1 pseudogene is annotated in these 610 nt (G+C 66.2%); it reads left to right on the forward strand.

The features are described 5' to 3' along the window. Nucleotides 1–165: 165 nt before the first annotated feature. Nucleotides 166–610: pseudogene (locus tag ABTU92_RS30315) on the forward strand (integrase); the annotation flags it as partial.

The raw sequence follows: 610 nt of genomic DNA on the forward strand, positions 1-610 counted from the left end.
CGGACGCGCGAGCGCGCTCCGGAGCGCCGCGGCGCGGTCGTGCTCGATCAGCATGGCTTGTCGGGCGACGGTGCCTTACCCTACGCCGCCGCAGAGTTCATGTGGGCGTCGGCTTGCGATGGCAGAACGAGCCGGCCGATAAACGCGCCCAGGCAGGTCGGGACCATGCTCGTGCATTTGAAAGGGCTGCATCGCGTTCGCGCGAAGCTCTCCGATGGCCGCGATGTGAGCTACTTATATGCGTGGCGCGGCGGGCCGCCGCTGATGCGGCCGGACGGGACGCGAATCACTTCACGGTCAGACCCGTATATCGCGACCGCCTTCGGCGAGGCGCAGCGGGGCCGAGCCGCGAAGACGACCGGGCAATTGTCGAGCTTGATCACGCTGTTCAAGGGATCGACAGAGTTCACGAACGACATTGCCGAGAGGACGAGGCGCGACTATCGACGGCATCTCGACGCCATCGAAGCCGAGTTTGGCGACATGCCGATTGCTGCCCTATCGGACCGGCGGGCGCGCGGGCTCTTCAAGCGGTGGCGCGACGATCTGGCGAAATCGTCGAAACGGCAGGCCGACTATGCCTGGACCGTGCTCGCGCGAGTGTTGTCCG

Origin of the sequence: Rhodoplanes sp. SY1, from assembly GCF_046000175.1 — a bacterium.
Taxonomy (GTDB): Bacteria; Pseudomonadota; Alphaproteobacteria; order Rhizobiales; family Xanthobacteraceae; genus Rhodoplanes.